Consider the following 22,429-nt stretch of genomic DNA (forward strand, 5'->3'; position numbering starts at 1 on the left):
GGCGGGCGGTGGCGGCATGCTGACCCCATGTTGATCAGGGAAGCCACCGCCGAGGACTGGCCCGCCATCTGGCCCTTCTTCCACGAGATCGTCGCCGCGGGCGACACGTTCACCTACCCGCTCGACCTCGGCAGGACCGAGGCCCGTGCGTGGTGGCTGCTGGCGGCTCCGAACCGTACCGTCGTCGCCGTGGACGAGGCCGGTACGGTCCTCGGCACCGCGAAGATGCAGAACAACCACATGGGCAACTCCGCCCATGTCGCGACGGCCAGCTACATGGTCGATCCGGCACGGTCGGGGCGCGGCGTGGGCAGGGCGCTGGTCGAGTACACCCTCGACTGGGCGCGCGCGGCGGGCTTCCGCTCGATCCAGTTCAACGCCGTCGTCGGGACCAACACCCACGCAGTGAAGCTGTACGAGTCGCTCGGCTTCGTGATCCTGGGCACGGTGCCGGACGGATTCCGGCACCCCACGCGGGGCTATGTCGGGCTGCACATCATGTACCGCGCGCTCTGAGCGCTCGGCGGTCCTGGAGCAGCGCTCAGCGGTCCTGGAGCACGGAGAACACATTGCCCGCCGGGTCGGTGAACCAGGCGATGTACGGGCCGCCGCCGCGGAAGACGCCCTTCTCGTCCGTCTCCATACCGGGGTACCGCTCGAAGGTCACACCCCGGCGGCGCAGCTCGTCGACCGCCGCCTCGATGTCGTCCACGGGGAAGTTGAGGACGGTGAAGGTTGCCGGGACGTGATCGGGCTTGGGGTAGACGAGCACGGCCGTGCCACCGCCCAGGCGCAGACGCAGCAGACCGTGTTCCTCGGAGACCTCCAGTCCCAGTGTCTCGCGGTAGAAGCGCTTCGCCTTCTCGATGTCGTTCACGGCGAAGCCGCTGAACGCCTTGCTGCTGTCGAACATGACGGTGTCCTTTCGGGAGGTTTCTGAAGGGTGGACGACCGCCGCGCCCCGGACTCATCGGTCCTGGCGCTCCTGACTTCCCTCGCCTCCATTGTCGCTCCTGTCGCCTCCGCCCCTCCGGTCCCGTGGCAGCGTCCGCGCGAGAGGGAACAGTGCCGCACCGAGGCCGAGCCAGGTGCCCGCGTACAGCCAGCCGCCGAGGACATCGGTCACCCAGTGCACCCCGAGATAGATCCGGGTCAGCCCGACGGCGACGGCCCAGCAGACGATCAGCGCGCAGAGCGTGTACGCCGGGAACCTCCGGCTCCTGGGCCCGCCGCCCTCGCGGCCCTCGCCGCGGGTGGCGGCGCCCCCGCGGTGCAGTACGGCCCAGACCAGAAGGCCCGCGACCAGCGCCGAGGTCGTGGCGTGTCCGGAGGGGAACGCGTAGCGGGAGGCGTGGGTCGCCCAGTCCGCCACCGGTGGGCGCGGCCGGTGGACGCCGTACAGGACGCCGTAGCGGACGGCCTGTGCGGCCAGGAGGAACGCCGTCGCGCCGACCGCCGCCACCAGCCGCCCCCGTATGCCCCGGCCCATGAGCAGACCGGCCGCGACGGCGCACAGATAGGGCAGGACCCCGGTGCCGGTCGCCGTGACGCCCCGGGCCACCGCCACGGGCCCGGCCGGGCGGTGGGCCACCGACCAGTCGAGTGCGTCGCGGTCCAGCGCGAACGGCGCGCCGTTCCGCCCGGCCACCACCAGCGCCAGCGCGGTGAGGACGGCCGCGAGGAGCGCGGCGACGCCCAGCGGGCGCATCGCCACCGCGCGCGTGTCCGCCGCGGTCAACGGGTCTCCCCCCGGGACGTACGGCGTGAGCGCAGCACCTCCAGCACCAGCGGGACGAGCGAGACGGCGACCACGAGCGCGACGATCGGCAGCAGATAGCGGTCGACGTTCGGCACGGACGAGCCCAGCGCGTATCCGGCCAGTACGAGTCCGATCGTCCAGACCGCGCCGCCGGCGATCTGCCAGAGCGTGAAGAGGCGCGCGGGCACGTTCAGCGCGCCCGCCAGCGGGTTCAGCACGGTCCGTACGACCGGTACGAAACGGGCCAGCACGATGGCCCTGGCATGGCCGTAGCGGTCGAGCAGCTCCTCGGCGCGGGCCGCGCCCTCGTGGAGCTTTTTGGCCCTGCTGCGGGCCAGCAGCGCCCGGCCGCCCCGTCGGCCGATCCAGTAGCCGGTCTGCGCCCCGAGCAGCGCGCCGACGGCCGAGGCGATGAGCACCTGGGGCAGCGAGAGGCGCGCGGACCCCGTGGCACCGGGCACGCACAGCAGCCCGGCGGTGAAGAGCAGGGAGTCGCCGGGGAGGAAGAATCCGATCAGCAGGCCGGTCTCGGCGAAGAGAACGACGGCGATACCGAGGGCGCCGAACGCGGAGAGCAGGGATCCCGCGTCGAGGAGATTCACGGCTTGCGGCATCGCGGCGAGCGCGGATACGGCCATAAGAGGGCTGCTCCCATAATGATGGGCAGGGGAATCCTGCGTGACGATCTGATTGTCTACAGTGCTGTAGACGGTCTACTTCACTGTAGACGAAGGAAACGGGAGGAGCGTTCCCATGGGCGACGAGAGCGCGGAGCGGCGGCCGGCCGGTGAGCTGGAGGCCGGTGTACTGGCGGCGCTGTGGTCCGCCGGGGGACCTCTGACGCCGGGCCAGGTCCAGGGGGCGCTGGAGATGTCGCTCGCCCGGACGACCATCACCACGATCCTGTCGCGGCTCTACGAGAAGGGCACGGTCACCCGGGTCAGGGAGGGCCGCGGCTACGCGTACACGCCGACCGAGGACGCCCCCGGGCTGACCGCCCGCCGTATGCACTCGGAGCTGGCCAAGGACGAGGACCGCGGCACGGTGCTCGCCCGTTTCGTCTCCCAGCTCAACGACGAGGACGAGCGGCTGCTGCGCTCGCTGCTGGACGGCGGGGACATCGCGCCGGACGGCGGCGAGCCCGGCTTCGGAGCCGGGGAGTCCCGGCCGGCCGACGGGCGGGCCGGATGATCTACCTCGTCTGGGTGCCGCTGCTGATGCCCTTCCTCGCGGCGCCCGCCGCGCGGCGGCTCGCGGCGGCCCTGCCGCCACGCCACGCCGCGTGGCTGCTCACCGCCGTCGCGCTGGTGCTCGCCGGCAGCAGCTCGGCCGCGCTGACGCTGCTCGTCGTCCCGGGCGCCTCGTATCTGCCGCCCGTGGCCGTGCTGGGTGAACTCCTCGAACCGCTGACGGCGGGACCACCGGCCGTCACCGTGGCGCTCGCGCTCACCGCCGGGGCCCTGCTGCTGCGGCATGCGGTCGCCGTCGCCGCCGCCGCGCACCGCGCCCGTGGCGAGCTGCGCCGCGCCAGAAGCGCCACGGACGGCACGGACGGCGAACTGGCGGTCGTACGCGACGGCCGGCCCGACGCCTACGCGCTGCCGGGACGGCCCGGCAGGATCGTCGTGACCACGGGCATGCTGCGCGCCCTGGAACCGGCCGAGCGCGAGGCGCTGTTCGCCCATGAGCGCGCCCATCTCCGGGGCCGCCACCATCTCTTCCTCACGGCCGTGGAACTGGCCGCCCACTGCCATCCGGCCCTGCGCGCCCTCTGCGAGCCGCTCCGCTACGCCCTGGAGCGCGCCGCGGACGAGGCAGCGGCGGCGGCCGTCGGTGACCGGCGCCTTGCCGCCCGCGCCATCGGCAGGGCCGCCCTCGCGGCCCGGCACGGCCGGGACGGCGAGGCCCCCGGACCCCCGCGCCCGCGCGCCGTCCTCGCGGCGACGGCGGGCCCGGTGCCCCGCCGGGTCGCCGCGCTGCTCGGCGGCGCGGCGAGCGGCCCGCCCGTCCCGCCGCGGACCGGGCGGCTGATCGCGGGCGCGCTGCTGTGCTGTCTGACGCTCTCCGGTGCCACGGCGGTGGGCGCGGCGAATGACCTCCATACGCATATCGAAATCGCGCAGGGGGAAAGCGCGGCGGACTGAGCGGACCGGGCCGCGGGCGCGGGGTGGCGGGCCGGGATCAGCGGGGGCGTTTCGCCCCCTGCTCCGGGCCCGCCGGGGAATTATCCGTACAGCCGTCCCAGCCGCATGGTTTCGCCGAGGGATTCCTCGCCCGGGATCCGCTGCCGGTCGCTGTGGCCCTGGTGTCTTCGGTACTCATGACCACCGGCCGCGGCGGTCGCCGCGGAAGCCGCCAACGGCCGCTCCTCGCGGTACGTTTCCGGCCCCGAGGCGGCGGCGAGCAGAACCGGAAGTGCCCGGTCCATTCTCAGTGCGTCCACCGATTCCGCGAGCAGTTCATATTCCGTCGTGTCGTCCTGTGTGGCGACACGCAGCAGCCGCCCTGCGGCCAAATGCTCGGCGACCAGGTCCTGGTGGGCCACATCGTCCCGCCAGGCCCGGAGCGTCGCGGGTACGTCCGGTGCGCTCTGCGCCACCGGGACGAGAGCTCCCGCCGGAAAATGCGCGCTTTCCGGGCTGGGATCGAGTCGTTCGGCGATCCATGTCGCACGGTCCCGCAGCCACCACAGTGCAAGTGCCAGAGTGGGAGCGCGATATGTGCCGAGGGGTACGCCGATACGCTGTCCACCGCAGACTCCATATGCGGTGACATGACACAGGAATTCGTCATGCACGGCCGCTCTCCTTGCGCCGTTCTGTGAGGCCGGACGGTCTCGGCCGCAATTCTTTGCGGTGACGTCGCGCGGTACCGCAGGGTGATTCCGGAGGCCGATTTCCCCAGGGGGCGGAGATCGGTCTTCGAAGGCCCGAAGTTACAACTATGAAGGCATTGCTGACGCCCTGTCACCAGGCGGATCCGGCCAGAGTGGCGCTCCTTTACGGTGTCCATGGCCGAAACTTCACGTAGTCGCCCGGAGACACGCTGTGCATGGCTGGCAGGTTATATAGCCCATCGGGTATGTTCAGGTCATGCCCATACCGTTCGACGTCCTCGCAGAGCCGAACCGGCGGAAGATCCTCGATCTTCTGCTCGACCGTCCGCACACGGTCGGGCAGCTCACGGAGCGGCTCGGGCTGAGCCAGCCCGGCACCTCGAAGCATCTGAAGGTGCTGCGCGACGCCGGTCTCGTCGGGGTCCGGCAGGACGCCCAGCGCCGTTGGTACGAACTGCGGCCCGAGCCCCTCGCGGAACTCGACGCCTGGCTCGCCCACTACCGGCATCTGTGGTCCGGCGCGCTCGGCGCGCTCGAACGGCAACTCGACGCGATGGAGGACGACTCCCCATGAACACCGACCCGCCCCGCGACCTCTCGCGGGATCCCGCCGCTTCCGGCCGTGTCTCCGATCCCGCCTCCCGTGCCGTGTCCGACGCCACCCTCCTCACCTCCGCCGACGGCCGCGCCTCCCTGCGGATGGAGCGCCGGCTCGCGCATCCTCCGGAGAGGGTGTGGGCCGCGCTCACGGATCCCGCCGTGCTCGCGCGGTGGTTCCCGTCCGAGGTGGCCGTGGACCTCGTACCGGGCGGTGCGATGGGTTTCCGCTTCCCTGGTGACCCGGAACCGGGCATGACCGGCACCGTCACGGATGTCGACGAGCCCCGTCTGTTCGCCTTCACCTGGGGCACCGATCATCTGCGCTGGACCATCGCTCCCGACGGCGAGGGCTCGTTGCTCACCCTCGTCCATACCTTCGGCGACCGCCCCGGCGCGGCGAGCTTCGCCTCCGGCTGGCATCTGTGCGTGGCCGCGCTGGACCGGCTGCTCGGCGGTGCGCCGGTCGGGACCGGTGGCGACCGGGGCGGTGAGCTGCACGAGTCCTATCTGAAGCGGTTCGGTCTCGACGGCGGTAGTGCCGAGAAGGCCGAGGGCGGCTGCCGGATCCGCTTCGAACGCCAGCTCGTACGGCCCGCCGGGACGGTCTGGGCCGTTCTGTCGGCCGGAATCGAGCCGGTGGCGGGGCTGCCCGTCCCGGAGGGCTTCACGGCGGAGAAGGTCCCGGCGGGCCCCGTCACGGAGGTCCGGGCACCCAACTCGCTCACCTACACCTGGCAGCCGCACGGGACGGTCACCTGGGAGCTCGGGAAGGGCACGGGACACGGCGCCCGGCTCGTCCTCGTCCAGACCGGCCCTGAGGACTTCGACACGGACGCGGCGCTGGCCGCCTGGCGCACCAGGATCGACCGGCTCGCCGAGGAACTCGTGCGGGCCTAGGCCCTGTCCGGCGGGGACGAAGGCGACCAGGCGCTGTGCTCGTACCGCGACTCCGGCGGGTGCCGGGTGCCGGGTGACGGCCGCCGGGCGCTTCTCGCGGCGCCCGGCCGCCGTCGGCCCGATCCCTCGTGGGGTGACTCATGAGCGACACCCGGGTTAACGGATGGTTGACGCACTCGTTAGGGTGCCTTGAATGTTCGCTCCGCTTGTTCCACCCGCAACTCCGCCCCGAGGCGTTCCCGCCGCGCCAGGTTTCCCTGGGGAGGCGCCGTGACGCAGATCACCGAGCGGTCACCGCGCCCCGCGCCGGGCACCTCGGCGCAGACACCGACGGCCGCCGACGCGACGGCTCCGCGAGCCGGGAGCCGGGACGCCTTCTTCGACAACGCCAAGTATCTGGCGATCGTCCTGGTCGCCGTCGCGCACGCGTGGGAGCCCCTGCGGGGCGGCAGCCGCGCGGTCTCGGCGCTCTACATCGTCGTCTACACCTTCCACATGCCGGCGTTCATCATCATATCCGGCCACTTCTCCCGGAATTTCGACTTCCGGCCGGACCGGGTGCGAAGGCTGATCACGGGCATCGCCGTCCCGTACATCGTCTTCGAGGTCGCCTACAGCCTCTTCCACCGCTGGGCCGCGGACGATCCGGACATGCCGGTCAGCCTGCTCGACCCGTGGTACCTCACCTGGTTCCTGCTCGCGCTGTTCGTCTGGAGGCTGACGGCGCCCCTCTGGCGGCTGGTCCGTTGGCCGCTCCCGCTCGCCCTGGCGATCGCCGCGCTGGCCACCACCTCACCGCGGATCGGCGACGACCTCGATCTTCAGCGGCTCCTTCAGTTCCTGCCGTTCTTCGTCCTCGGCATGGTGCTGAGGCGCGAGCACTTCCAGCTCGTCCGCCGCCGCGCGGTGCGGATCGCCGCCGTGCCGGTCTTCGCCCTCGCCGTCGTCTTCGCCTACTGGGCCGTCGTCCGGATGAACATGGCGTGGTTCTTCCACCGTGACAGCGCGCAGGAACTGGGCGCGCCCTGGTGGACCGGAGTGCTGATGACCTTCGCGCTCTTCGGCTGCTCCCTCGTCCTGACCGCCTGCTTCTTCGCCTGGGTGCCCGGCCGCCGGCTGTGGGTCACCGCCCTGGGGGCCGGCACGCTCTGCGGCTATCTGCTGCACGGATTCCTGGTCAAGAGCGCGAGCATCTGGGGCTGGTACGACGCGGACTGGCTGCACCGGCCCGTCGGCGCGGTCGTCGTCTCGCTCCTCGCCGCCGTGGTCGTCACCCTGCTCTGTACGCGACCGGTCCAGCGGATCTTCCGGTTCGCCCTGGAGCCCGAGATGGCCTGGGCCTTCAAGAAGGAGCCGGCGAAGACCTGACGCGCGAGTGAAGGGGACGCGCGGGCGGGGCGGCGGCCGGATGCGGCCACCGCCCTGTCGCGTACACGATCCCGGAGTCTCAGAGATCGAACTCGTGCGGAGGCAGGTCCAGCGCGTAGCAGGCCTCCCGGACCACGGCCTGCTCGTGCTTGTCGAAGTGGCCGTCCGCGCCACCGATGACAATGCCGATCTGGATGACCGCCCGTGCCTCGGCGGGCTTCTTCTTGGCCTTGGCGATCTCCTGGAGGACACCGACCTTGCCGAACGCGAAGTCGGCGGTCAGCTTGTCCAAGGACGCGTCGAAGCGGCGCTGGAGATCCTCCGCAGGGAAGTTGCGCAGCACCTCGTTCGTGGCGATCAGGGACGCGACCCGCTGCCGCTCCGCGGGGTCGACCGAGCCGTCCGCCGCGGCGACCAGGGCGCACATGGCCATGCTCGCGTCGCGGAAGGCGCCGCTCTTCAGATCGTTCTTCTTCGCCATGAGCTGTGACTGCATCGTCGTGGCTGATTCCTTGAACCGGTCCCACAGGGCCATCGCGTCATCTCTCCTCAGGTGGTGCACAGAGCCACTCGGACAACGTCCGGGACCGCCGCCACGTGCCCGCGCCCTTACGATCTTGGTGTCACCGGCCGACCGGGTCCCGGTGTCACCCGTCACCGTTGAGGAGCACCGTCCATGGCCACCGATCCCACCTTCCAGAACGTCTCGTTCCCGAGCGCCGGAGCCACGGCGTACGGCTATCTCGCCATGCCGCCCGCCGGACACGGTCCCGGCGTGATCGTCATCCAGGAGTGGTGGGGACTGACCGCTCACATCAAGGACGTCACCGACCGCTTCGCGCAGGCGGGCTTTGTCGCGCTCGCTCCCGATCTGTACGGCGGCCGGGTCGCCCACGACTCCGGCGAGGCGCTGCGCATGATGTCCGAGCTGCCCACCGAGCGCGGCGTCGAACTGCTCGCCGGCGCGGTCGGCCATCTGCTCTCGCGGCCCGGGACGGACGGCGACACGGTCGGGGCCGCCGGCTTCTGCATGGGCGGCGGATTCGTTCTCCAGCTCGCCGCCGTCGACCAGCGCGTCTCCGCCGCCGTACCGTTCTACGGCGTCATTCAGGACGGCATGCCGGACTTCTCGCGGCTCAAGGCGGCGATCCTCGGCCACTACGGCGAGGACGACCACACCGTGCCGCCCGAGACGCTGGACCGGCTCCGGTCCACGATCGAGGCCCAGTCGGGCATCGTGCCGGACTTCAGGCTCTATCGGGGAGCGGGGCACGCGTTCTTCAACGACACCCGTCCCCAGGTGTACCGCGCCGAGGACGCCGAACTGGCCTGGGAGCGTACGGTCGCCTTTCTCCGCGACCGGCTCGCTCCGTCCGCCGCCACCGGCTGAACGTCACCGGCTGAACGCCACCGGCCGAACGGCACCGGTGGACCGCCGTCGGCCGAGGCCGGCTCAGGAGAGGGCCGTTCCCTGCCACAGCAGCAGCGCGACGTCGACACCCGCGACCAGGATCGCCGCGAGGAAGGGAAGCCTCGGCCGGTGACGGCCCATCAGCGAGCCGGCCGTCCCGGCCACCACGGCCACGGCGACGGCGACGGCCCCCGGCGTGCCCGGCCTGCCGAGCACGAGCAGGACCGTCGCCGTCACCAGCGGCGCGGGCAGCAGCAGCCTTGTCCGGGCCGCTCCCAGCCGCTGCGGCCAGCCGCGTACGCCCAGGGCCAGATCGGCGTCGATGTCGGGCAGTACGTTGCCGAGATGCGCGCCGACGCCCACCAGCGCCGACGCGGTGACGATCCACCAGGCCGGCCGGGGCTGCCCGGGCAGACCGAGCGTCACGAAGGCGGGCAGCGCGGCGAACCCGATCGCGTACGGCAGCCAGGACAGGACGGTCGACTTGAGCCGGAGGTTGTACGTCCACGCCGCGGCCACCCCGACGAGATGCACCGCACCGGCGAGCCACCCGTAGGCGAGGGACAGCGGTACGCACAGGGCCAGCGCGAGCAGCGCGGCGGCGCCCACGGTTCGCGCGCTCACGGCCCCGCGTACCACGGGCTTGGCGCTCCGCCCGGCCGTGGTGTCGCGCGCCGCGTCGAGCGCGTCGTTGCTCCAGCCGACCGACAACTGCCCGGTCAGCACGGCGGTGGCCACCAGCGCGCATCCGGCCGCGTCCTGCCCCGCGGCCACCGCGAGCCCGGTGACGAGCAGGGTCACCGCGGCCGTGGGCCCCGGGTGGCAGGCACCCAGCAGGGCGGCGGCCCGGCGCGGCCACCGTTCCGGAGGGCCGCCGCGAGATCCCCGGCCGGTGACCTCCCTCCGGTCGGAAGGGCCCGTACCGCCCGAAGGAGCCGCCCCACTGGAAGGAGCCGTCCCGCCGGCCGCGTCCACCGCGTCGATAGCGTCCACGCGGTCATCGTAGGCAGGGCGCGGTGACGGTACGAGTACGCCGACGCACCGTCCGCCCGGCGGCGGATCCGGGCGATACCGCTCTCGCGGGGCCGTACAGGCGACTTCGCGTGTGACGCGGCGGTGCGGGGGCAGGGATTGCTCGTCAGTCGCCCTCGACTCTCCCCTCGACCTCGGACCGCAGATGACTCGCATCGCAGCCGTCCATGGAGCCCTGGCTCCGTATCAGCACTCCCAGCAGGACCTGACGGACATGGTCGCCAGGGCCTGTCTGCCCGGCACCGTCGACCGCCGGGTACTGGACCGGCTGCACGGCAGCGCGCGCGTGCTGACGCGCCATACGGCCCTGCCTCTCGACCGCTACGCGGAACTCAAGGACTTCGGCGAGGTCAACGACGCCTTCATCGCCGCGGCCGTACCGCTGGGAGCCGAGGTCGTCGGCGGAGCGCTGGAGGCGGCGGGTCTCTCCCCGCGCGATGTCGATCTGCTGATGTTCACCTCCGTGACGGGTATCGCCGCGCCCTCGGTGGACGCGCGCCTTGTGCAGCGGCTCGGTCTGCGTCCCGACGTCAAACGGGTGCCGGTGTTCGGACTCGGCTGTGTGGCGGGCGCGGCGGGGGTCGCCCGGCTCCACGACTATCTGCTCGGACGGCCCGACGACGTGGCCGTCCTGCTCTCGGTCGAGCTGTGCTCGCTCACCTTCCAGCGCGACGATCCGTCACCCGCCAATCTCGTGGCCTCCGGGCTCTTCGGGGACGGCGCGGCGGCCGTGGTCGCCTGCGGGTCCCGGCGCCGCGCCGCCGGTCCCGTCGTCATCGACACCCGCAGCCATCTCTACCCGGACACCGAGGAGGTGATGGGGTGGGACATCACCGGTTCCGGCTTCCGTATCGTCCTGGACGCGAGCGTTCCCGACCTCGTCCGCAAGAACCTCCCCGAGGAGGTCGACGGATTCCTCGCCGGGCACGGCCTGCGGCGCCAGGACATCACGGCGTGGGTGTGCCATCCCGGCGGGCCGAAGGTGCTGGAGGCCGTCGAGGAGTCACTCGAACTGCCCGAAGGAGCACTCGACATGACCTGGCGTTCACTGGCGGCCGTGGGAAATCTGTCCTCGTCGTCCGTGCTCCATGTGCTGCGCGACACGCTGGAGCGACGGCAGCCACCGCCCGGGACCGCGGGGCTGCTGCTCGCCATGGGGCCGGGATTCTGCTCCGAACTGGTGCTGCTCCGGTGGTAGCGCCGGGCGGGCCGCGACCGGCGGAGAGGGACGGGGAGAGATGATCTGGTACACCCTGCTGGTGCTTGCCGTCGGCGCGGAGCGCGTCGCCGAACTGGTCGTCGCCCGGCGCAATATGCGCTGGAGTCTGGAGCGCGGCGCCGTCGAGCGGGGGCAGGGGCACTATCCGCCGATGGTCGTCCTGCACACGGCCCTGCTGCTCGGCTGTTGGGCCGAGGTGTGGCTGACCGGCCGTCCCTTCGTCCCGGCGCTCGGCTGGACGATGCTCGCCTTCGTCGTGGCCGCGCAGGGGCTGCGCTGGTGGTGCATCCGCACGCTGGGACCGCGCTGGAACACCAGGGTGCTGGTCGTGCCCGGACTGCCGCTCGTCACCGGCGGTCCCTACCGGCTGCTGCGGCACCCCAACTATGTGGCGGTGGTGGCCGAGGGCCTCGCGCTGCCTCTCGTGCACGGCGCCTGGATCACGGCGCTGCTGTTCACCGTACTCAATGCGGCACTGCTGACCGTCCGGATACGGTGTGAGAACCGCGCGCTGGAGACCGCTGTCGCGGGCGCGCGTCCGTGATCGACGTACTGGTGGTGGGCGGCGGGCCCGCCGGACTCGCCACCGCCGTCCACGCCACGCTGGCCGGACTGGAGGCGGTGGTGATCGAACCGCGCGCCACCCCTGTCGACAAGGCCTGCGGCGAGGGCGTGATGCCCAGCGGCGTACGCGCGCTGACCGCCCTCGGACTCGACCTCCCGCCGGGCCGTGCGCTGCGCGGAATCCGGTACGTGCGCGGATCCCACCGGGCCGAGGCGCCGTTCGACGACGGCCCCGGGCTCGGGACACGGCGTACGGAGCTGCACACGGCGCTGGCGCGGCGGGCCGGGGAGACCGGGGTGGGATTCGTGACCGGCCGGGTCGGCGACATCACGCAGAGCGCGGACTCCGTGAGCGCGGGCGGGCTGCGGGCCCGCTGGCTGGTGGCCGCGGACGGACTGCACTCGCCCGTACGGCACAGCCTCGGTCTGAGCCTGCCCGACCGCAGGCCCCGGCGGTACGGTCTGCGGCGGCACTACCGCGTGAAGCCGTGGACGGACTTCGTGGAGGTGCACTGGTCGTCGGCGGGCGAGGCGTATGTGACGCCGGTCGCCGACGACCTGGTGAGTGTGGCCGTGCTGAGCACGGTGCGGCGCGGCTACGACGACCATCTCGCCGGCTTCCCGCGGCTGCTGTCCCTGCTGGACGGGGAGCCCGCGAGCGCGGTGCGCGGCGCGGGCCCGCTGCGTCAGCGGGTACGCGGCCGTACGGCGGGCCGGGTGCTGCTCGTGGGCGACGCGGCGGGCTATGTCGACGCGCTCACCGGCGAGGGCATCGCGCTCGCCCTGGCGTCGGCGGAGGCGGCCGTACGGTGTCTGAGGGCGGGCCGGCCGCAGGAGTACGAGGAAGCGTGGCGCAGGCTCTCCCGGCGCCACCGGCTGCTGACGGAAGGGCTGCTGCGGGTCAGCGGTCACGCGGCGGGCGCGCGGCTGATCGTCCCGGCGGCGGCCCGGATGCCGTCGCTCTTCGCGGCGGCGGTACGTGCCCTGCAGTGAGGGCCGTGCACGCGGCCCGTGATCGCGTGCCGGCGTCCGGCGGCCCGTGTCCGGCGGCCCGCGCCGACGGGCTCCCGCCGTGTCGCTCAGGGAGACAGCCCGTTCGCCGGGTCCGCCGTCGGCGGGAGCATCGCCTTCACCGAGTGCGGCAGTACATGCGCGACATAGTCCTCGATGGTGGCCTCCAGACCCACATCGTGTCCCGCGCGCTCCGACAGGTACCAGCGGTGCTCCAGCACCTCGTGGTAGATCTGCGCCGCGTCCATCTCCCCGCGCAGCTCCAGCGGTACGGCCCGTACCGTCGGCCGGAAGACATCACGGACCCAGCGGTGCGCCAGCACCTCCGGACGGGCGCCCAGCGGATCGCCCGGCGCGTAGTCCTCCTCGCCGGCCATCCAGCTCTCCAGGTCGTTGAGCAGCCGCCGCGCCTGGTTCTCCTCGGCGTCCAGACCGGTCAGCCGCAGAAGCTGCCGCTGATGGTGGCCCGCGTCGACCACCTTGGGCAGGAAGGTGACCGTGTCGCCCACCGGGGAGCGCTCGATCTGCATCTCCGCCACGTCGAAGCCCAGATCGTTCAGGCGGCGGATGCGCCGGTCGATGTAGTGCCGTTTGTCCACCGGGTACACCGACTCGCGCGTCACCTCGTGCCAGAGGTCCTCGTAGCGCTGCACGATCGCCGCGCCGAACGGCACCGGATCCACCGACGGATGGAGCGCGCCCGACGCCTCCAGGTCCATCAGCTCGCCTGCGATGTTCACCCGGGCCAGCTCGATGTCGTACTCCCGCTGGCCCCGGCTCAGATTCTGCTGGATCTGGCCCGTCTCGGCGTCCACCAGATACGCGGCGTACGCACCGGCGTCCCGGCGGAAGAGCGCGTTCGAGAGGGAGCAGTCACCCCACGCGAAACCGGCGAGATGCAGCCGTACGAGCAGGACCGCCAGCGCGTCCATGAGCCGCTTGACGGTCGTGGGGCGCATGGTCGACTCGAACATCGAGCGATAGGGCAGCGAGCCCTTGAGATGGCGGGTGATCAGCGCCGGCTCCAGCGGCTCGCCGTGCGCGTCCACGCGTCCCGTCACCACCGCCAGCGGATCCACGGCCGGAATGCCGAGCCGGTGCAGATCGCGCAGCAGCCCGAACTCGCGCACCGCGCCGCGCTCGGATATCTCCTTGACCGCCACCACCTCGGGCCCCGCGGACGCGAAGCGGACGACATGGCGTGAGATACCGCGGGGAAGGGCCACCAGACAGGCGTCGGGCCACTCGTCGAGCGGCACGTTCCACGGCAGGTCGAGCAGTACGGCGGGCTGCTCGGGATTGGTCGCGCTGATCTGAAGCGCCATCGTGCCTCCCACGGCGGTCGTCGGGCGGGCAGCGGACCGGGAACCGCCCCGACCAGTGTGCAGGGTCGCGAAAACACCCGGCGCACCGGTGGTGCGGGCCCGGCGGACACCGGACACGGCCCGGTGTGCCCGCGCCCCGGTCAGCGTGTGATCAGCAGCTCGGTGTTGCGGTCCATCAGCTTGCCCGCGGGTGCCGTGGTGGAGCCCGGCGCGTTGTGCGCCAGCTCCCGGTAGAGCGCCGCCAGTCCGGTCTGCGACAGATCGTCGAAGTCCGTCCGGTGCGGAGCCGCCGACTCGATCAGCGTGGTGAACAGGGAGAGGGTGCCGTCCCGGTTGTCGGTGATCTCGATGATCCTGGCGAGCTGCGGGAAATCGATGTGCGAGGCCGTGGAGACCTCCCAGAAGGAGCCGCGCGGGTTGATCGAGTTCCGGTGGCTGTGACCGTTGACCCAGGCGAGCACGGGCCGGTGCTGGTTGAGCAGCGCCAGCACCTCCTCGCCGGTGTGCCGGCCCTCGCCGGGCCGGGCCGGATCGGGACGTGTGTTGGTCATCGTCCAGCTGTTGTGATGGCTGAAGACCACCACGTATCCGTCCCGGTGCTCCTTGAGCGTCCGCTTCAGCCAGTTGAACTGCGTCGTGTCGAGCGAGCCCGTGAAGTGCCCGGCGCGGTCGGTGGTGTCCAGGCTGATACCGGTGATGTTCTCGCCCATAGGGAACGTGTAGTAGAGCGTGTCGCTGTCGAGATGGGCCGAGGTGTAGCCGTGTCCCGCCGGGCCCGCGCCCAGGTACGCCGGGTCGAGATGCGCGGACACGTACTCGCGCGGTCCGAACGGCGCCCGGCCGGGGTCGGGAGTGACCGAGCGCATCGAGCGCCTCGACCGGCGCAGCAGATCGATCAGTTCGTCGCCGCCCGGCATGCTGCCCTGGGCCAGGATCTTCGCCAGGGCCTTGGCGTCGGCGTCCGGGATGTCGTACAGCTTCCGCGCCCCGACCGCGAACTCGGCCAGATACCCGGTGCGGTCGGCCATGGCTCCGCTGGCCAGACTGTCGTGGTTGCCGACGGTCGAGTACCAGGGGAGCCGCAGTCCCGGGCTGTTCACGGAGCGGATCACGGCTTCCAGGTAACCGTCGATAGGGGGGAAGCCGTACTGCTTGTCGGTGTCGCGGCGGGAGTCCTCCGGGTGCCAGAACAGCCGCTCACCGGAGTTCTGCACTCCCTCGTAGCGTCGGCTGTCACCCGTGTTGGGGGAGATACGGCCGCCGCTCATCACGGTGAGGTACCAGTCGAGTTCGGCCCGGGAGTTGTTGTCGGTGTTGTCGCCGGTCGTCACGGCGAAGGCCAGCGGCTCGCCGGTCGCGGGTCCGGCGCTGATGGCGTTGATCTGCTCGATCAGGGCCACCGCTCCCGGCACGGTGAGCGCCTCCTGGGGCCGCCATCCCGACACTCCCTGCGAGCGCAGGTACTCGGTGCGCACCGGGTGCTGCACGTCCGTCAGATGCAGATCGGTGAGCTGTACGAAGGAGCTGAGCACCGTGCGCCGGGCGGCGCGGCCGGCCCGGGGAGCCGCCAGCGACTCGCGTACGACCCGGCGCCAGCCGGGCCCGTCGCCGAGGCGGCGGAAGGCCGCCGAGGAGTCGCGCGGCGCGGCGACCGTCTCCAGTGTCGTACGCGCGGGGACGGCGCGGGTGGCGGTGCCGGCGGGCGTCTGCGGGAGGGGAGCACGGGGGACGGGCACCGCGGACGCGGTGGGCGCGTCGGGTACGGCGGCGGCCTCGCCGGAGCCGCCGCCCGCGCCGAGCGCCAGTCCGATGCCCGCGGAGATACCGACCGCACCGGTCGCGGTGAGGAAGGAACGGCGGTCGACGGCGGCGACTGCGGAGCGTATGCGTGTCATGGGTGCGGTCTCCCGAGTGCGAGCGCATCAGCAAGAGCGCCTGGGGATCGGCCCCCGGCTACTCCTCGATGGTCGGCACACGGCGTGGCCTGCGCGTGAACGACATTCCAACTGCGAACACCCATCACTGCACAGGGATCACCCGCGACGGCGAACCGTCGCCATGTCCATGGCCGCAGGACGAAAGCCGGTCACTCACCGTTCACCACACGGGGAAGCGGCCCGTACGGTGTCACCCTTTCGGGGCGCCGGTTCAGGACACCGGCCCCGACCCCCTTGCCCTCGGGCCGCCCTTCGCTTCTGCTACGGCCGTTGCCGGTGCGGGTGCGGTCATGTGCCCTCGCAGCGCGGCCCGCGCGGCGGGCTCAGCCCGCCGAGATCACGACCGGGCCGCCGTCCGGGCGCACGCGGTCCATCCAGTCGGCGGAGGCGTACAGGGGACGGTTGGGGACCGCCGCCCGGCGCAGCCGTTCGCGGTGCAGGAGGCGGCCGTCCTGGGTGACGACCAGCGCCGACAGCCGGCGGGCCGTACCGGCCGTCCGGAGCGTGAACCGGCCCAGCGGCGGGCGGGGGCCACGGGGGTCTATACGGTTCGGGGCGACCCATCGCAGCGGCGCGTCGACCTCCACCGGTACCTGGCCGCCGGGCCAGACACCGTCCGCGAGATAACGGAGAACGGGCCCCGCGACCAGCCGGCCCTCCCGGGCCGCCGTGCCCGCGGGCTCCACGGCGTGCAGCAGATTCCCGACGGCGAAGACTCCCGCCGCGGCCGTGCGGAAGGCGGTGTCGACCGCCGGACCCCGGGTGCCCCGGTCCAGCGCGATACCGCCGAGCCGGGCGAGTTCGTGGTCGGGGATCCAGTCGCCCGTGAAGACGACCGTGTCGCAGGCGACAGTCGTGGTCCTGCCGTCCGCGTGCCGCAGCGCGACCCCCGAGAGCCGGCCCCGGCCGAGGAGTGCGGTCACCGTCGTTCCGGTGAGCAGCGGGAGACGGTGGTGCAGCCGGGCACCGAGACCCGACGCCCAGGAGGACTGGTGGCGCGGCTGGTCCGTGACCATCGCGGCGACCTCGACGCCCGCGCCTCGCAGGGTGCGTACGGCGGAGTAGCCGACCGGTTCCGCGCCGACGACCACGGCCCGCAGACCCACCCGCTGATGGTGGAGATGGACGGCCTGCTGCAGCTCGCCGGTGGTGAACACACCGGCAGGGCGTGTCCCGGGCACCAGCCGTGCGCTGCGCGGCCGTTCGCGCGCGCCGGTGGCCAGGACGACCGCTCCGGCCGTGACGCGCTCCAGTCCGTCAGGACCGGTGGTGTCCACGACGAGCGGCCCACGGCCTTCCGCCCGGACCGGGCCTCCCGCCGGGCCCGCGTTCCTTCCCTGGGCCGTACCGCCGTCCCGCCCCGGCTGTCCCGACCAGCCCGTGACGGAGACTCCCGTACGCAGGGCCGCGCCCGCGCCGGTCGCCAGGTCGCACCAGTGGCGGGCGTACGCGGGACCGCTCATCGGGCGCCGCAGCTCGCGCAGACCGAATCCGGAGTGGAAGCAGTGGCGCGGGACGCCGCCGGCCTGCTCCTCGCGGTCGACGACCTCGACCGCGCCGGCGCCCGCGGCGGCCAGCCGGGCCGCCGCGGCCAGACCGGCCGGACCCGCGCCGATCACCAGCACATCGACCGTACGCGCTCGCCTGCCGGGCCCGGGGACGGTGGAGCCGTCCCGGTTCGTCGTCGCGCTCATGGTCCGACCTCCGGCCGCAGGGATGGTTCGCCGCCCTCGGCGCCGGCGGCGCCGGTCGTCCCGGGGACGGGGCCGGCCGGCCCGGAGGTGAACAGGGCCCGCACCGCTGCCCCGCAGTAGAAACCCTGGCACCGGCCGCCCCGGGCCCGGGTGCGCCGCCGCAGGCCCTCGGGTGTGCTGGGCGCGATCGTACTGGCGAGGGCGTCCCGGATCTCCCCCCGGGACACCCGTTCGCAGTGGCAGACGAGCCGGCCGTACTCCGGGTCGGCCGCGATCAGCTCGGCGCGTTCGTAGGGACGCGCGAACGCCTCGCCGATGTTCGGCATCCGTACGGGTTCGAGCTCCCGTGGTGTCCCCAGCCTCTGTCCCGCGTCGGCGAGCAGCTCCACGACATGCGCGGCGATCGCCATCGACGCCGTCAGCCCGGTGGAGCGGATGCCGCCCACCGTCACATACCGCTGCTCCGGGTGGCAGCGGATCTGGTAGTCGTCCTCCTCGGTGGCCGCGCGCAGCCCCGCGTAGACGGCGGTGACCTCCTCGTCGAGCAGCGCGGGCAGCACGCGTCCGCCGCGCTCGCGCAGAAAGGCCAGCCCCTCCGCGGTGGAGCCGGTCGCCGTCCTGTCGTCCAGCTCCTCGGCGGTCGGCCCGAGCAGCACGTTCCCGTACACCGTCGGTGCCACCAGCACGCCCTTGCCGAGCGCGGTGGGCACCGGCAGCAGGATATGACGGACCAGATCGCGGGCGAACTTGTCGAAGACCATGAGCTGACCGCGCCGGGGCCGCACGGTGAAGTCGGCGTGGCCGAGCATCCGGTCGATCTCGTCGGCGCGCAGTCCCGCGGCGTTGATCAGGGTGTGCGTACGCAACGGCCCGCGGCCGGTCCTGAGTTCATGGGGAGATCCGGCGACGATCCCGCTCACCGGGCAGTTGAGATGCAGGTCGGCACCGGCGCGGACGGCCTGGGTGGCGTACGCGAGCGTTGTCGTCCAGGGACAGATGATGCTCTCGCCGGGGACGTCGAGCCCGGCGAGCGCGCCCGGTCCCAGAAACGGCTCGCGGGCGTACAGCTCGTCCGCGCCGATGATCCGAGCCTCGTGGTACCCGTTGCGCTCGGCCTTCTCCACCAGCCGTGGCAGGGCGGCCAGTTGCTCCTCGTCCCAGGCGACGAGCAGTGCGCCGACCGGCTCGACCGGGATACCGGCCTCGGCGGCATAGGCGGCCAGCCGTCGCTGTCCCTCCCGTACCAGCCGGGACTCCAGCGAGCCGGGCACGGCGTCGAAACCGGTGTGCAGAATGGCCGTGTTGGCCTTGGAGGTGCCGTCGCCGACATCGTCGCTCGCCTCCACCAGCGCGATACGCAGCGGATGGCGGCCGAGTTCGCGCGCGATGGCGCTGCCGACGACTCCGGCGCCGATGACGACGATGTCGTACACCTCGTCCGGCAGACGTCCGGAGGTGGTGACAGCCATGATGCTCCCGGGTTCCGGCTCAGTGGTCCGTGGTGGCGGGCGGTGGCGTACGGTCGAGCAGATCTGCCACCGCCGCGCGGAAGACGCCGAGCCGGTCGGCGGCCTCGGCGGGGCCGATCCGCGGTTCGTAGACCGCCGAGGGCTTCCACTGCGGCACGACCTGACCGGCCGTCAGCTCCGGGTCGAGACCGAGACGCGCGAGCGCGCCCACGCCCAGCGCCGTCGCGTCCGGCAACGCGGAGACCTCGACGGGCCGTTGCAGCAGATCGGCCTGTGTCTGCATCAGCAGCGCGGAGCGCGTCAGACCGCCGTCCACCCGCAGACTCCGCAGCGGCTCGCCGAGATCGGTGGCCACCGCGTCCGCCAGTTCCACGACCTGGGCGGCGATGCCCTCGCACAGCGCGCGGACAAGGTGCCCGGCACCGGTGTCCAGGCCCAGACCGCTGATCGAGCCGCGCAGATCGCCGCGCCACCACGGCGCGGCCAGTCCCGCGAGCGCGGGTACGAAGGTCACTCCGCCGCTGTCCGGTACGCGGGAGCCGACGGTGTCCAGTTCGGCCGCGCCGGAGATGACTCCGAGATCGGTCAGCCAGCCCACGGCGGAGGCGGCCGTGTAGACCTGACCGTCGAGGCAGTAGCTGGTTTGGCCGCCGAGCCGCCAGGCGATACAGCTCACCAGTCCTGTCGTGCCCCGGCGCGGCCGGTCACCGGTCTGGGCGAGCAGGAACGCGCCCGTGCCGTAGGTGCACTTGGCGGAGCCGGGTTCGGTCACACTCTGCGCGAGCAGCGCGGCCTGCTGGTCGACGATCACTCCGGTCAGCGGAATCTCGCCACCGAAGGCGGTGGTCGTGCCGACCACGCCGGCCGTGTCGACGACACCGGGAAGGGGCTCTTCGGACAGCCCGAAGATCTCCAGGGCCTCCGCCGACCACTCCGCACGGTCGAGATCGAGCAGCTGGGTGCGGCCGGCGGTCGCGGCGTCCGTGACGAACGCGCCGGTGAGCCGGTGGATCAGCCAGGAGTCGCTGGTGGTGACGGCGCCCTCACGGGTCAGCCGGCGCCGGATCCACGCCATCTTCGGCGCGGCGAAGTAGGGATCGAGAGGCAGCCCGGTGAGCTGCCGCAACCGCTTCTCGTGCGGCGCGAGTTCGGCGCAGAGGGGCTCCGCGCGGCGGTCCTGCCAGACGATCGCGTCGCTGAGCGGCGCGCCGGTGGCCGGGTCCCAGGCGAGCACGGTCTCGCCCTGATTGGCCAGCCCGACGGCCGCGACCGGTTCCGCGGCGTCGGCGAGGGCCGCGCGTCCCGCGTCGAGGACGGAGCCCAGCAGCACGGCCGGATCGATCTCCACCAGTCCGCCCGAACCGTACCGGGGCGGCGCGGGCGCCGATCCGCTGCCGATCACGCCTCGTTCGGGACAGACGACCAGTGCCTTGGTGGACGAGGTGCCCTGGTCGATGGCGAGTATCGGCCGGTCGGCGGAACCGGCGCGGGGGTGGGGCGGGTACTGGACTGGCGGCATGTCCCGTTCTTCGTGTCGGGCGTCCTCGGTCGCTTCGCGGTTCTCTTCGGCGAATTCCGCGCGTCGGACGGCTTCGGGCGGCATCAGGGTTTCGACGGCCTCGCGGGCTTCGACGGGCCGGATCGCTTCGGGCTCTTCGGGTCGGGTGGGGCCTTCCGCCGCTGGAATGTGATCGCTGAGCGAAAGCGTGGTGCAGGTCAGAGCGGGCGTCAAGGGTTTCAGGGGCCGTCCGTGCGGCCTCGGCGGCGGGGACGGTTCCGTCCCGCGTCGACCTGTGCGGCACCGCCGCGGGGAGGGACGTAACCAGCCTTGATCAACGGAGAGTTGCGAAAGATCAGCAAAGTGTTCGAGTGTGGTCACTCGGGCCCCTACACTGATCGCCGCAGCGGCAGGTGTCCTTGACCGGTTTCGCCCTTGTCCGCGGCCACGACAGGTCCGTACCTGCGTGACGCACCCCCGGATCGCTCGCTCCACCCCCCACCGTCCTAGAGGATCTATGACGACCATATGTTCAGCCGGACGCCTCCTCGGTCGTGCCCGGCCCCGTACGGCCCGCAGGACATCCGGATTCCTGGATTCTGCGTACGTGTGTCATGCCCGTGTCCAGGGGCCGCCAGGGACGGGGTTGGAGGTCTGGTGCTAGGTTCCCCCGCCCGGCCGCCCTGCCACCGGCCGTCGAACGGGCCGCGCACGGCGTGCCGGCACATGGTCTTCCCGCGCACCGGACCCTCGTACGCCGGGCCCCCGCCCGCGCGGACGGAGCCGAGCTGATGGCGAGCGACGACAACTTCCGCCCGGTGTACCACCCCGCCGGTCACGACAACGACCTGCGCGCGGCGGTCCAGGACCTGCGCACAGGACGCTGGGTCGCGATGCGCAACCTGCTCGCCGAGACGACCGATTGGGGCCTGTGGACCCAGCGGACGCAGGTCCTCGCCGCCGTGGCCGCCGGTTCCGACGCCGTACAGGCCTGGCGCACCGAGGAACCCAGGAGCCTCGCCGCGACCGTGATGCATACGCGCGTCATGGTCGAACGTGCCGTACGGGCGCACCGCGAGGGACATCCGCGTACGCAGGAGCTCTGGCAGCAGGCGTGGGAGGCGTGCGGCGCCGCCACCCGCCACGCGCCGGCCGACCCGGTGCCGTGGGTGTGTCTGCTGGCACTGGCCCAGCTCGACGGCAAGCAGCAGATGGAGGAGCACCGGCTGGCCCCGCCGGGACCGATGCTGTTCCCGGGGCCCTGGGCCCTGCTGGCCGAGGCCGACAAGCGCGATCCGTTCAACCGCGAGGCGTACCACCGTATGCTCCAGTTCGTCTACGCGCGGCGAGCCGACGGATCGCTCTCCGAGGCGGTCAACTTCGTCCAGTGGGCGGCCTCGGCCGCCCATGAGGGCTCCGCGCTGCACGTACTGCCGCTCTTCGTCAGGGTGGAGCGCTACCGCCGGGAGAACGGCCACGAGAAGGCCCTGGATCTGCACTGGGTGACGGAGGACGCGACCCGGGACGCCCTGCGTGCCCTGCGCCTCTGGTTCGACCACGCCGTTCTGGCCGAGGCGTCGCTGCTCGATCTGAACCATCTCGCGCACGCGCTCTGGGGCTCGCTCCAATTCGACGCGGGGGCCAGGGTGTTCGAAGCGCTGGGCCCTTTCTACGCCACGCTGCCGTGGGCGTACCGTACGCGGAGTCCCGGTGACGCGGCACAGGCCGAGGACGTGTTCCTCCGCGCCCGCAGCCGGTGCCTCGGCGCCGCCCGCGAGGGCCGGAACGGACCGTCCGGCTGAGCCGCTT

The 22,429-nt window shown here is 72.4% G+C and carries 21 protein-coding genes and 1 pseudogene; 11 read left to right on the plus strand and 11 right to left on the minus strand.

The annotated features are described in order from the left end of the window. The first annotated feature begins 27 nt into the window (after positions 1–27). Positions 28–516 (plus strand): GNAT family N-acetyltransferase, encoded by a 489-nt coding sequence (locus BFF77_RS17750; protein WP_066950586.1) that lies wholly within the window; start codon positions 28–30, stop codon positions 514–516. A 25-nt stretch (positions 517–541) separates the two neighbouring features. Here the strand turns inward: BFF77_RS17750 and BFF77_RS17755 are convergent, their stop codons facing one another. Genes BFF77_RS17755 through BFF77_RS17765 form a run of 3 tightly spaced genes read right to left on the minus strand, consistent with a single transcriptional unit; the run spans position 542 to position 2,397 of the window. Continuing rightward, on the minus strand, positions 542–913 hold the full coding sequence (locus BFF77_RS17755) for a VOC family protein (RefSeq protein ID WP_066950589.1): 372 nt from the start codon (positions 911–913) through the stop codon (positions 542–544). 54 nt (positions 914–967) lie between these two features. Next, positions 968–1,738: a phosphatase PAP2 family protein gene (locus tag BFF77_RS17760; RefSeq protein WP_066950591.1), complete on the minus strand. Its 771-nt coding sequence runs from the start codon at positions 1,736–1,738 to the stop codon at positions 968–970. Next, complete coding sequence (locus BFF77_RS17765; protein WP_066950594.1) at positions 1,735–2,397, minus strand: DedA family protein; 663 nt, start codon at positions 2,395–2,397, stop codon at positions 1,735–1,737. The genes BFF77_RS17760 and BFF77_RS17765 overlap by 4 nt, the downstream gene beginning before the upstream one ends. 115 nt (positions 2,398–2,512) lie before the next feature. On the opposite strand from BFF77_RS17765, the gene BFF77_RS17770 reads away from it, so the two are divergent. Both BFF77_RS17770 and BFF77_RS17775 read left to right on the plus strand, forming a co-directional pair. Further along, complete coding sequence (locus BFF77_RS17770) at positions 2,513–2,950, plus strand: BlaI/MecI/CopY family transcriptional regulator (protein WP_066950596.1); 438 nt, start codon at positions 2,513–2,515, stop codon at positions 2,948–2,950. Continuing rightward, the gene (locus BFF77_RS17775; RefSeq protein WP_066950599.1) at positions 2,947–3,903 is read left to right on the plus strand and encodes a M56 family metallopeptidase; all 957 of its coding nucleotides are present in this window, start codon (positions 2,947–2,949) and stop codon (positions 3,901–3,903) included. The genes BFF77_RS17770 and BFF77_RS17775 overlap by 4 nt, the downstream gene beginning before the upstream one ends. A 257-nt stretch (positions 3,904–4,160) precedes the next feature. Here the strand turns inward: BFF77_RS17775 and BFF77_RS17780 are convergent. Continuing rightward, a pseudogene (locus BFF77_RS17780) lies at positions 4,161–4,556 on the minus strand (hypothetical protein); the annotation flags it as partial. 295 nt (positions 4,557–4,851) lie between these two features. Between BFF77_RS17780 and BFF77_RS17785 the strand changes: the two are divergent. The 3 genes from BFF77_RS17785 to BFF77_RS17795 all read left to right on the plus strand — a co-directional run bounded on the left by BFF77_RS17785 (position 4,852) and on the right by BFF77_RS17795 (position 7,460). Continuing rightward, positions 4,852–5,169, plus strand: a complete 318-nt coding sequence (locus tag BFF77_RS17785) for an ArsR/SmtB family transcription factor (protein ID WP_066950604.1) — start codon at positions 4,852–4,854, stop codon at positions 5,167–5,169. Continuing rightward, on the plus strand, positions 5,166–6,092 hold the full coding sequence (locus BFF77_RS17790) for an SRPBCC family protein (protein WP_079125252.1): 927 nt from the start codon (positions 5,166–5,168) through the stop codon (positions 6,090–6,092). The genes BFF77_RS17785 and BFF77_RS17790 overlap by 4 nt, the downstream gene beginning before the upstream one ends. Positions 6,093–6,362: 270 nt before the next feature. Then, positions 6,363–7,460, plus strand: a complete 1,098-nt coding sequence (locus tag BFF77_RS17795; RefSeq protein ID WP_079125253.1) for an acyltransferase family protein — start codon at positions 6,363–6,365, stop codon at positions 7,458–7,460. A 79-nt stretch (positions 7,461–7,539) separates the two neighbouring features. Here the strand turns inward: BFF77_RS17795 and BFF77_RS17800 are convergent, their stop codons facing one another. Next, positions 7,540–7,995 carry a tellurite resistance TerB family protein gene (locus BFF77_RS17800; RefSeq protein WP_066950607.1) on the minus strand — a complete coding sequence of 152 codons (456 nt, stop codon included), beginning with the start codon at positions 7,993–7,995 and terminating at the stop codon, positions 7,540–7,542. Positions 7,996–8,136: 141 nt separating this feature from the next. On the opposite strand from BFF77_RS17800, the gene BFF77_RS17805 reads away from it, so the two are divergent. Beyond that, positions 8,137–8,850 carry a dienelactone hydrolase family protein gene (locus tag BFF77_RS17805; protein WP_066950609.1) on the plus strand — a complete coding sequence of 238 codons (714 nt, stop codon included), beginning with the start codon at positions 8,137–8,139 and terminating at the stop codon, positions 8,848–8,850. Between the two features lie 63 nt (positions 8,851–8,913). Here BFF77_RS17805 and BFF77_RS17810 read toward each other — a convergent pair whose 3' ends face one another. Next, entirely contained in the window at positions 8,914–9,864 is a 951-nt protein-coding gene (locus BFF77_RS17810; RefSeq protein ID WP_245703567.1) for a UbiA family prenyltransferase, read from the minus strand. A gap of 184 nt (positions 9,865–10,048) precedes the next feature. Between BFF77_RS17810 and BFF77_RS17815 the strand changes: the two genes are divergently transcribed. Genes BFF77_RS17815 through BFF77_RS17825 form a run of 3 tightly spaced genes read left to right on the plus strand, consistent with a single transcriptional unit; the run spans position 10,049 to position 12,679 of the window. Further along, positions 10,049–11,101: a type III polyketide synthase gene (locus tag BFF77_RS17815; protein WP_066950613.1), complete on the plus strand. Its 1,053-nt coding sequence runs from the start codon at positions 10,049–10,051 to the stop codon at positions 11,099–11,101. 40 nt (positions 11,102–11,141) lie between these two features. Next, complete coding sequence (locus BFF77_RS17820; RefSeq protein WP_066950616.1) at positions 11,142–11,666, plus strand: isoprenylcysteine carboxyl methyltransferase family protein; 525 nt, start codon at positions 11,142–11,144, stop codon at positions 11,664–11,666. Further along, positions 11,663–12,679, plus strand: a complete 1,017-nt coding sequence (locus BFF77_RS17825) for an NAD(P)/FAD-dependent oxidoreductase (protein ID WP_066950620.1) — start codon at positions 11,663–11,665, stop codon at positions 12,677–12,679. Before BFF77_RS17820 ends, BFF77_RS17825 begins: the two co-directional genes overlap by 4 nt. Positions 12,680–12,765: 86 nt before the next feature. On the opposite strand, the gene BFF77_RS17830 is transcribed toward BFF77_RS17825, so the two are convergent. The 5 genes from BFF77_RS17830 to BFF77_RS17850 form a co-directional block, all read right to left on the minus strand. Further along, the gene (locus tag BFF77_RS17830; RefSeq protein ID WP_066950622.1) at positions 12,766–14,022 is read right to left on the minus strand and encodes a DUF4032 domain-containing protein; all 1,257 of its coding nucleotides are present in this window, start codon (positions 14,020–14,022) and stop codon (positions 12,766–12,768) included. A 140-nt stretch (positions 14,023–14,162) separates the two neighbouring features. Then, entirely contained in the window at positions 14,163–15,917 is a 1,755-nt protein-coding gene (locus BFF77_RS17835; protein WP_066950625.1) for a TIGR03767 family metallophosphoesterase, read from the minus strand. A 365-nt stretch (positions 15,918–16,282) separates the two neighbouring features. Continuing rightward, entirely contained in the window at positions 16,283–17,653 is a 1,371-nt protein-coding gene (locus tag BFF77_RS17840) for an NAD(P)/FAD-dependent oxidoreductase (RefSeq protein ID WP_066950628.1), read from the minus strand. Then, positions 17,650–19,122, minus strand: coding sequence for an FAD-dependent oxidoreductase (locus tag BFF77_RS17845; protein WP_079125255.1), 1,473 nt, complete (start codon positions 19,120–19,122; stop codon positions 17,650–17,652). The genes BFF77_RS17840 and BFF77_RS17845 overlap by 4 nt, the downstream gene beginning before the upstream one ends. A gap of 19 nt (positions 19,123–19,141) precedes the next feature. Further along, positions 19,142–20,641, minus strand: a complete 1,500-nt coding sequence (locus tag BFF77_RS17850; protein ID WP_066950659.1) for an FGGY family carbohydrate kinase — start codon at positions 20,639–20,641, stop codon at positions 19,142–19,144. 770 nt (positions 20,642–21,411) lie between these two features. Between BFF77_RS17850 and BFF77_RS17855 the strand changes: the two genes are divergently transcribed. After that, positions 21,412–22,422, plus strand: coding sequence for a hypothetical protein (locus BFF77_RS17855; protein ID WP_066950630.1), 1,011 nt, complete (start codon positions 21,412–21,414; stop codon positions 22,420–22,422). The last annotated feature ends 7 nt before the right edge of the window (positions 22,423–22,429 follow it).

Origin of the sequence: Streptomyces lushanensis (assembly GCF_001700515.1) — a bacterium.
In the GTDB taxonomy this organism is placed as follows: domain Bacteria; phylum Actinomycetota; class Actinomycetes; order Streptomycetales; family Streptomycetaceae; genus Streptomyces; species Streptomyces lushanensis.

Coding starts and splice junctions, on each gene's coding strand:
- BFF77_RS17755 (WP_066950589.1), bottom strand. CDS start 913: ATGTTCGACAGCAGCAAGGCGTTCAGCGGCTTCGCCGTGAACGACATC.
- BFF77_RS17835 (WP_066950625.1), bottom strand. CDS start 15,917: ATGACACGCATACGCTCCGCAGTCGCCGCCGTCGACCGCCGTTCCTTC.
- BFF77_RS17815 (WP_066950613.1), top strand. CDS start 10,049: ATGACTCGCATCGCAGCCGTCCATGGAGCCCTGGCTCCGTATCAGCAC.
- BFF77_RS17770 (WP_066950596.1), top strand. CDS start 2,513: ATGGGCGACGAGAGCGCGGAGCGGCGGCCGGCCGGTGAGCTGGAGGCC.
- BFF77_RS17845 (WP_079125255.1), bottom strand. CDS start 19,122: ATGGCTGTCACCACCTCCGGACGTCTGCCGGACGAGGTGTACGACATC.
- BFF77_RS17805 (WP_066950609.1), top strand. CDS start 8,137: ATGGCCACCGATCCCACCTTCCAGAACGTCTCGTTCCCGAGCGCCGGA.
- BFF77_RS17820 (WP_066950616.1), top strand. CDS start 11,142: ATGATCTGGTACACCCTGCTGGTGCTTGCCGTCGGCGCGGAGCGCGTC.
- BFF77_RS17840 (WP_066950628.1), bottom strand. CDS start 17,653: ATGAGCGCGACGACGAACCGGGACGGCTCCACCGTCCCCGGGCCCGGC.
- BFF77_RS17785 (WP_066950604.1), top strand. CDS start 4,852: ATGCCCATACCGTTCGACGTCCTCGCAGAGCCGAACCGGCGGAAGATC.
- BFF77_RS17855 (WP_066950630.1), top strand. CDS start 21,412: ATGGCGAGCGACGACAACTTCCGCCCGGTGTACCACCCCGCCGGTCAC.
- BFF77_RS17790 (WP_079125252.1), top strand. CDS start 5,166: ATGAACACCGACCCGCCCCGCGACCTCTCGCGGGATCCCGCCGCTTCC.
- BFF77_RS17775 (WP_066950599.1), top strand. CDS start 2,947: ATGATCTACCTCGTCTGGGTGCCGCTGCTGATGCCCTTCCTCGCGGCG.
- BFF77_RS17765 (WP_066950594.1), bottom strand. CDS start 2,397: ATGGCCGTATCCGCGCTCGCCGCGATGCCGCAAGCCGTGAATCTCCTC.
- BFF77_RS17850 (WP_066950659.1), bottom strand. CDS start 20,641: ATGCCGCCAGTCCAGTACCCGCCCCACCCCCGCGCCGGTTCCGCCGAC.
- BFF77_RS17750 (WP_066950586.1), top strand. CDS start 28: ATGTTGATCAGGGAAGCCACCGCCGAGGACTGGCCCGCCATCTGGCCC.
- BFF77_RS17800 (WP_066950607.1), bottom strand. CDS start 7,995: ATGGCCCTGTGGGACCGGTTCAAGGAATCAGCCACGACGATGCAGTCA.
- BFF77_RS17830 (WP_066950622.1), bottom strand. CDS start 14,022: ATGGCGCTTCAGATCAGCGCGACCAATCCCGAGCAGCCCGCCGTACTG.